At 53.9% G+C, this 1,611-nt stretch carries 1 protein-coding gene; it reads right to left on the bottom strand.

What is annotated here, in order from left to right:
* Positions 1 to 1,611, bottom strand: a 1,611-nt coding sequence (locus DXZ20_RS00700; RefSeq protein WP_163695710.1) for a hydantoinase B/oxoprolinase family protein, incomplete at both ends; no start/stop codon positions are given.

Raw genomic sequence — 1,611 nt, 5'->3', positions numbered from 1 at the left:
TTGGCGCACAACAGAGTTGTGACCGGTCTGACCAGGTGTGCCGCTATGCAGGCCAAAGGGGGGAACGTGACGATGGTTGGAGAGAATGGCGGCTGTCATGGGTTCTCGAAACTTGATGCGACGGATGACGCCATTGCCGCCTGACTGTAAGCCCTGGCCGCCGCTACCCTGACGAATGGCAAAACTCTCTAACAAAACAGGGAAGCGCCATTCTAAGACTTCTGGATCGGTCAGTCGGGAGTTGGTCATGTGGGTTTGAACGGCATCGGTGCCATTGTAATTGGGACCTGCGCCGGAGCCACCACAGATGGTCTCATAGTACTGATAGCGTTCATTGCCAAAGGTGAAGTTGTTCATGGTGCCTTGGGATGCGGCCATGATGCCTAGGGCTCCATAGAGGGCGTCGGTAATCACCTGGGAGGTTTCCACATTACCGGCCACAATAGCGGCTGGATAATGGGGGTTGAGCATACAGCCAGCGGGGATAATGATCTCCAAGGGCTTTAGACAGCCGGCATTGAGGGGGATTTTGTCGTCTACCAGGGTGCGAAATACGTAGAGTACTGCTGCTTTGCAGACGGCTTTTGGGGCGTTGTAGTTGGTGGTCTGCTGGGGTGAGGTGCCGGAGAAATCGATGCGGGCACTGCGGCGGGTGCGATCGCAACTAATGGCCACCTGTATCTGACAACCGTCATCCATTGCATAGGTAAATTGACCGGGATTGAGCACATCAATCACCCGACGCACCGATTCTTCAGCATTGTCCTGTACGTGTTGCATATAGGCCTGGACGGTGGGCAGACCATAGTGCTGCACCATTTTATGTAGTTCCTGCACCCCTTTTTCATTGGCGGCAATTTGGGCCTGGAGATCGGCAATATTCTGGGTGGGGTTACGCACCGGATAGGGTGGCTGGGTCAGTAATTCCAGGAGTTCCTGTTCTCGAAAATGACCCTGATCCACCAGCTGGAAGTTATCGATCAGCACACCCTCTTCGTCCACGGTTGTGCTGTTGGGGGGCATGGAGCCTGGAGTGATGCCGCCAATGTCGGCGTGATGCCCCCTGGAGGCAACGTAAAAGAGAGGGGATATCGGCTGTTCAGACTCAGGTGAGGAGACCCTGGGAAAAACAGGCGTGATTACGGTGACATCTGGTAGATGGGTGCCCCCGTTGTAGGGATTATTGAGCACATATACATCGCCAGGTTTTAGGCTATCACCCTTGGCTGCAATCAGGCTTTCGATGCTTTCACCCATGGACCCCAGATGAACGGGAATATGGGGAGCGTTGGCCACCAGCTGTCCCTGCTGATCAAAGATGGCGCAGGAAAAGTCTAATCGTTCTTTGATGTTGACCGAATAGCTGGTCTTTTGAAGGGTAAAGCCCATCTGTTCGGCAATGGCCATCAACAGATTATTGAAAATCTCCAGCATGACGGGATCGGCAGTGGTCTGCTGGGACAGCTCTCTTGGTGGTGACAGCGATTCTGTGCCAGTGGCTGCTGCTGGGTCTTTATCTTTAGGGGATTTGGTCAGGATGAGGTGGTTGCGATCGCTAATCTCCACTACCCACCCCGGTTCAACAATATTGGTACCGGTTGCCTCCACAAT

The organism is Adonisia turfae CCMR0081 (assembly GCF_011009555.1).
GTDB classification, from domain to species: Bacteria; Cyanobacteriota; Cyanobacteriia; order Phormidesmidales; family Phormidesmidaceae; genus Leptothoe; species Leptothoe turfae.
Note: the sequence above shows the minus strand (reverse complement) of the source record. Positions and strands in the feature narration are given on the sequence as shown.